The following is a 6,579-nucleotide window of genomic DNA, read 5'->3' as shown; positions in this document are numbered from 1 at the left end:
CACATTTTATAGTATATGTATCGAAGTTGTTCCTCCCTAATTTATAAGACATTCCCCAGTGTCTTGAACAACTTCCATCCCTAATTAAATTGACATAAATTGTCCCCTTCCCTAGACCATCCTGTGTGATGGTCTATTTTGTTTTCTAAATAGTTTATTTAGCTTTTTCTGCTTACTTTCGTAAAAGCAATCTATATTTAAATAGATACTTTTCATGCAAAATATTCAGAAAATATTGTCGAAATAGGTAGTTTTTCGGTACAATTAATGTAGAAAGTAATTTCACAAAAATAAGGAGGGGGTTTTATTGAAACAAACAAAAGCAATCTTAATTGCATTATTTCTCGGTTTAGTTGTCGGACTCACTTTAAATTTAGCTGCACCATCCATTTTTGAACCATTAAATCAATATGTGTTCAATCCACTTGGTCAATTGTTTATTCGCCTCATTAAAATGCTAGTTGTCCCTGTTGTATTCATTTCTATCGTACTTGGAGCTGCTGGTCTTGGGGACCCGAAGCAACTTGGAAGAATCGGTTTAAAATCAATTTCATTCTTTCTTGTAACTACAGCCGTTGCCATCTCTATTGCAGTTACATTTGCACTGATTATACAACCAGGATCTGGTGGTAATTTTAAAACCGAAGGGCTTAAATATGAAGGTGCAAAAACCGAAACATCTTTCGTCGATACATTGCTAAATATCGTACCAGATAACCCAGCAAAAGCGATGGCTGATGGAAACATGTTACAAATTATTGCCTTTGCCGTATTAATTGGACTTGGTATAGCTATTTTAGGAAAACGTGTCCAAAGTATTCATTCATTACTTGAACAGGGCAACGAATTAATGATGTATCTCGTTAATCTCGTTATGAAATTAGCTCCAATCGGAACATTTGGGTTGCTTGCTTCATCCGTCGGTAAAATGGGTCTTGCAGGCGTCGCTGCGATGTTCAAGTATATGATTGTCGTTATGCTAGTACTTATTATTCACGGCGTCTTCGTATATGGTGGCTTATTAAAAGTATTAGCAAAAGAAAGCATTGTCCGTTTCTTTAAACATTTCGGACCAGTAATGGCGATTGGGTTTAGTACATCTAGCTCTAATGCATCTCTTCCATTTGCAATGAAAACCGCACAAGAGAAGCTTGGTGTTCCAAAAGCAATCAGCTCTTTTGTACAACCACTAGGTGCAACAATTAATATGGATGGTACTGCCATTATGCAAGGTGTAGCAACTGTATTTATCGCTCAAGTATACGGCGTTGAACTTACTATTTCCCAACTAGCTGTAGTCGTATTAACTGCTGTACTAGCTAGTATCGGCACTGCTGGTGTACCAGGTGTTGGCCTTGTAATGCTGACGATGGTTTTAAATCAAGTCAATCTACCGGTAGAAGGTATTGCCTTAATTATCGGTATTGACCGCATTCTAGATATGTCAAGAACAGCTGTAAATATTTCTGGTGATGCAATTTGTGCAATGATTGTCGCAAAATCAGAAGAAAAATATAATACAGATCAATCTGCCGCATCTTAAATCAAAAAAAGGAGTGAAATGATTCACTCCTTTTTTGATTTACTTCCCTTTTTCGAACGATATTCTTTTCCTTTATTATCGTTACCAGTTTCAAATTCTGCACTAAACTCTTGTTGAAATTGCCCTGATTTCGGTGAGCTTTGATTTCCGCTCCCTTTACTACCATTTCGATTTGTCATATTTCTGCCCCCTTCCTTTATTAGTAGTATGTTACATATTTTCTTTTTTATAATCTTTTACATACGAAAAAAGACCTTCCTCATATAAGGAAAGTCTTCTTTTTCGGAGTGTAAGCGTTTTCTTACTTATAATAACTTAAATAAGTTTTTTAGAAATAGATATCATTATATTCATTTCTTCTTCTGAGAGCGTAGAAAATCTTTCTTGCAAATATTGTTTTTTTGCACCTTCCATTTTTGCAACTAAATCTTTTCCTTGTTCAGTAATCTCCAAATATACAACTCGGCGATCTGACGTAGAACGTGAACGAGTTACAAAACCTTTATTAATTAATTTTTCTGTAACAGCTGTAATATGACTATTCGACACATTTAACTCATTCGCCACACGTGATACCATTTCTTTATTCGTACGATTCAATATTCTAAGAACGATGAACTCATTCCACGGTATGTAACCACCAAATATTTTTCCAATATCATTACGCAACGTGCGGAACATAGCAAAAACATTTGTCGATAGTTCTTCCATTAATTGCTCTCGATTTTGAGACAACTTTGACAGCCCCTTTTATTTCATTTGATTAAATAAAAACCTTATTAATAATTTTACATGAAATCTTACTTTTTGTCACCTTATTTTCCCATAATTCGTAGTTTTTTAATAGATATTTCATGATAAAATGAAGTTGAATTTCCAAAAAAAGGAGTTAGGATAATGGGTGAAGAAGACAAATTTTCGAATTTCAATCTAAAAGATAAAACTTTGATTATTGGTTTTGTTATTCTGTTCCTCATTGTAATTTTTGCATTTATATTTTTTGTATATGTAGGAATCTTTCATATTACTGGTGTAGAGTATAGGTCGCGCACTGCCTTACTTCTATTTTTTTTATTAATTACTTTCTTAGACGGTATTACATTTTTCATCTTCGGTTTCTTCAAGGCACTGCTATATCCAATGACACAAAACATGCCAAATTGGCTTTCTATTACTCTTTTCGCAATCATTGAAATTACGCTAGATTGGTTCGTCATTCATACCGCTGACGATTGGATAGAGAGCGTGCAACTATCCAACATAGCTGAATTATGTGTCGTACTATTCTTTTTCCTATTAAGTAAATTATTAAGTGACAAGAAAGAGTAAGAATACAAGCTTTTCTATATAAAAATTGGTACAATGAAAACAAATCATACGAAAGAGGTGTTACTTATGAACTTACAAAAATGGGCTGATAAAGGTATGTCCTTTGATACATATGTGAATGAAATGAAAGTAAATCAATACGAGCTACTGCACATTTACAATAACTTTTTAATTCCAAATGAATTACTTCCTGTATTAGAAGAACGTCAAAATGATGGCTGGCGTGTTATCGTATTAACAGCTGATTGGTGTGGCGATGCTCTTTTATGCGTGCCTGTTATGAAACGAATTTCTGAAGTTGCAAATATTGATATGTCATTATTAATTCGCGATGAAAACTTAGAATTAATGGATCAATATTTAACAAACGGAACAGCACGTGCGATTCCAATCTTTATTTTCATTGATAAAGATGGAAACGAACAAGCCGTTTGGGGACCACGTGCTCCAAAAGTACAAGAGTTAGTAACTTCAATGCGCGCTACATTGCCTGAAAAAGAAGATCCAACATTCGAAGAGAAACAAAAAGAAATGTACGCTAATTTCCGTGCCACATTAGCTGATGACACTTCTCTTTGGGAACATGTAATGGAAAGTATGATTGAGAAAGTAGTAAAATAAAACCTGCCGATTTCGGCAGGTTTTTTATTAAGCAAAATTACAATCCTTTTTCTGAGAATATGCAGCATCTACGCACTCTGCTAACCGTTCCATTTCACCCATATATACTGCACGGGTCATCCATCCAGTCAACTTATACATAATCTTATATAAAAAATTCTTCGGTTCAAATTCTATAATTAAAGTAAGTGATGTACCTTCCTCATCCTCTTCTAACATATAAGTTGCGGCTGTATAGCCTTGCTTCATTTCACATCCAATTGATACGATATAAGGTGCTTCACACTCTAAAATTTCTGCCTCAAGCTCATATATTTTCTTCCCCATCTTTTGCACGGATATATATTTATCACCTTCACGAGGATTATTTACATCTACATGTGGAGGATACCTATTTTCCACCATAAAGGTACTCCATTCCATTATTTTCTCGTCATTATTTACATAATCAAATACAACATCAATTGGTGCTGGAATTACTATTTCTATTGCAAAACTCACTAAACTGCCCCTCTCAAATACACTATCGATTTCCTTAAAATTATTATATCGACATCATTATGTCATATTTCATATGGTGAAATACAAGTATATGAGAGTAAAAATTTTCTCTCACGATAAAAAACACCCTATAGAATAGACTTTTTTCAAATGTCTATTCTATAGGGTGTTACCAAGAATTTATTTCTTACATAATGAAGAAATAGAATACCGCAGCTAAAATGAAACGGTAGTAAGCAAACGGTGTTAGTTTTACACGAGATAATAATTTTAAGAATGAAACAATTGCAAGCATTGCAACAACGAACGCCGTAATAAATCCTGTTGCAAATAGCGGTATATCAGCCGCACTTAATATATCCCAGCTTTTAATTAAATCTAAGCCACTTGCAGCTACCATCATTGGTACTGCTAAAATGAATGTATATTCAGCTGCCGCTGTATGTGACACGCGAGCTAATAAACCACCACTTATTGTAGAACCAGAACGAGAAAATCCTGGCCAAAGCGCTAAACATTGGAACATTCCGATTGTAAATGCTTGCTTATATGTGATTTCATCTAATGTTCTTGCTGTACTTGGTTTTGAAAACTTCTCAGCAACAATCATTAAAATACCACCAGCCACTAAGCTAATGACAACTGGGCCTGGCCCAAATAAAACTTCTTTAATCGCACTATGGAACAATACGCCAAGTACGCCGGCAGGAATCATTCCGATAATAATATGTAATAAATTTAACGATGGTCCGTCTGTTACTTTCCCTATACCTACTAAAGACCATAGACGCTTCCAAAATATAACTACAACTGCTAAAATCGATCCCAATTGAATAACAACTTCGAAAACTTTCGCTCTCTCATCGTCAAATCCAAGTAAATGACCTGTTAAAATCATATGCCCTGTTGATGAAACTGGTAAAAACTCTGTTAAACCTTCAACAGCACCCATGATTATTCCAATTAACCAATCAGCCACGAGTAGTGCCTCCTTAATAACTAATAATATGTAATTTTTTCATACCTTACCATAATACCTTATCCCCTTTCAAAGTGCATCCTTTTTTATAGTCAAACCGTAGTTTTAATAAACTTATTCCTTTTCTATTTTTTGATTAAATTGTATGATAGTAAGAGTTTTCTTTTTTACGTAGAAAGGGGATTTTATGAAAGAAACTAGTACATTCTCACAAAAATTAAAACAATTTGTATTACTATTTTTCCCGATTTTTGTTACGCAAATGTCATTATTTGCAATGAGCTTTTTTGATACAACAATGTCAGGACATGCAAGCCCTATTGATTTAGCAGGGGTTGCTATCGGAACGAGTATATGGATTCCAGTTAGTACGGGATTAACAGGTATTTTGATGGCTACAACTCCAATTGTTGCGCAACTCGTTGGATCCAAGAAAAAAGAAGATGTTCCCCAAGTCGTCATACAAGCAGTCTATTTAGCAATTTGCGCTAGCTTCGTCGTTATACTTATTGGATTTTTCGCTGTTACACCCATTTTAAATGGCATGCGATTAGAAGAACCGGTAGAACGTATTGCAGCACAATTTTTAAGTATTATTGCAATTGGAATTATTCCTTTATTTACTTACACTGTTTTACGTGGATTTATTGATGCATTAGGAAAAACTCGCACAACGATGATTATTACGTTACTATCATTACCTATTAACGTAATATTAAATTATGTATTAATTTTTGGGCATTTCGGTTTTCCAAAACTCGGTGGTGTCGGAGCAGCAATTGCTTCTACAGCAACCTATTGGTGCATTTTAATTATTACCGTTATGATTATTCGTACGAAAGAGCCTTTTGCATCTTTCCATATTTTTAAACAGTTATATCGCCCTTCTCTTTCTAGTTGGAAAGAGTTCTTAAAACTTGGCGTCCCTATCGGATTTGCTATCTTTTTTGAAACGAGTATTTTCGCTGCAGTAACACTTATGATGAGTAATTTTAGTACGACAACAATCGCAGCTCATCAAGCAGCTATGAACTTCGCTTCCTTGCTATATATGACGCCTTTAAGTTTAGCAATGGCAATGACTATCGCTGTTGGATTCGAAGTTGGAGCGAAACGATATAATAACGCAAAACAATATGGGTTTATTGGGATTGGCTTAGCACTTGCATTCGCCCTATTATATTCCATTCTTCTTTACTTCTTTGATGATGAAATTGCTTCTATTTATACGACAGATATACAAGTTCATCATTTAGCAAAAGAATTTCTTATATTTGCGATTTTATTTCAAATTTCAGATGCAATTGCAACTCCTGTACAAGGGGCACTACGTGGCTATAAAGACGTAAATGTTTCCTTAATTATGACATTAATCGCTTATTGGGTAATCGGTCTCCCTCTCGGTTACATATTAGCAAAGTATACGGACTGGGCAGCAAAAGGATATTGGATTGGTCTTATTATCGGTTTAGCATTTGGCGCCACCTTCCTTCTTATCCGTCTCTTTCAAGTTCAAAGAAAATATACAATAGAAAACCGCCGCTCACGATAGAGGGCGGTTTTCTTTATGCATATTTTTTCTTTAAACGTATAACATAATGAAAAA

The 6,579-nt window shown here is 34.7% G+C and carries 8 protein-coding genes; 4 read left to right on the top strand and 4 right to left on the bottom strand.

All coding sequences use genetic code 11. The annotated features are described in order from the left end of the window. Window positions 1-307: 307 nt before the first annotated feature. Complete coding sequence (locus tag ACTFRN_RS08835; RefSeq protein WP_000814819.1) at window positions 308-1,543, top strand: dicarboxylate/amino acid:cation symporter; 1,236 nt, start codon at window positions 308-310, stop codon at window positions 1,541-1,543. Between the two features lie 23 nt (window positions 1,544-1,566). On the opposite strand, the gene ACTFRN_RS08830 is transcribed toward ACTFRN_RS08835, so the two are convergent. Continuing rightward, the gene (locus ACTFRN_RS08830) at window positions 1,567-1,722 is read right to left on the bottom strand and encodes a hypothetical protein (RefSeq protein WP_014893188.1); all 156 of its coding nucleotides are present in this window, start codon (window positions 1,720-1,722) and stop codon (window positions 1,567-1,569) included. Between the two features lie 136 nt (window positions 1,723-1,858). After that, window positions 1,859-2,278 carry a MarR family winged helix-turn-helix transcriptional regulator gene (locus tag ACTFRN_RS08825; RefSeq protein WP_000081439.1) on the bottom strand — a complete coding sequence of 140 codons (420 nt, stop codon included), beginning with the start codon at window positions 2,276-2,278 and terminating at the stop codon, window positions 1,859-1,861. 162 nt (window positions 2,279-2,440) lie between these two features. Here ACTFRN_RS08825 and ACTFRN_RS08820 point away from each other — a divergent pair, with 162 nt between their 5' ends. Beyond that, window positions 2,441-2,872, top strand: a complete 432-nt coding sequence (locus tag ACTFRN_RS08820) for a regulatory YrvL family protein (RefSeq protein WP_000503436.1) — start codon at window positions 2,441-2,443, stop codon at window positions 2,870-2,872. 33 nt (window positions 2,873-2,905) lie between these two features. Next, complete coding sequence (locus ACTFRN_RS08815) at window positions 2,906-3,493, top strand: thioredoxin family protein (protein ID WP_116733374.1); 588 nt, start codon at window positions 2,906-2,908, stop codon at window positions 3,491-3,493. Window positions 3,494-3,520: 27 nt separating this feature from the next. Here ACTFRN_RS08815 and ACTFRN_RS08810 read toward each other — a convergent pair whose 3' ends face one another. Then, entirely contained in the window at window positions 3,521-3,994 is a 474-nt protein-coding gene (locus ACTFRN_RS08810; RefSeq protein ID WP_014893189.1) for an SRPBCC family protein, read from the bottom strand. 187 nt (window positions 3,995-4,181) lie between these two features. Next, window positions 4,182-4,973, bottom strand: coding sequence for a bacitracin resistance undecaprenyl-diphosphatase (gene uppP, locus ACTFRN_RS08805; RefSeq protein WP_000796248.1), 792 nt, complete (start codon window positions 4,971-4,973; stop codon window positions 4,182-4,184). 187 nt (window positions 4,974-5,160) lie between these two features. On the opposite strand from uppP, the gene ACTFRN_RS08800 reads away from it, so the two are divergent. Next, a complete protein-coding gene (locus ACTFRN_RS08800) occupies window positions 5,161-6,525 on the top strand; it encodes an MATE family efflux transporter (RefSeq protein WP_074615402.1) in 1,365 nt (454 codons plus the stop codon). Window positions 6,526-6,579: the final 54 nt, after the last annotated feature.

It is taken from the genome of Bacillus cereus group sp. MYBK245-2, assembly GCF_051916145.1.
In the GTDB taxonomy this organism is placed as follows: Bacteria; Bacillota; Bacilli; order Bacillales; family Bacillaceae_G; genus Bacillus_A; species Bacillus_A pacificus.
This window is presented reverse-complemented; position numbering and strand designations above follow the sequence as displayed.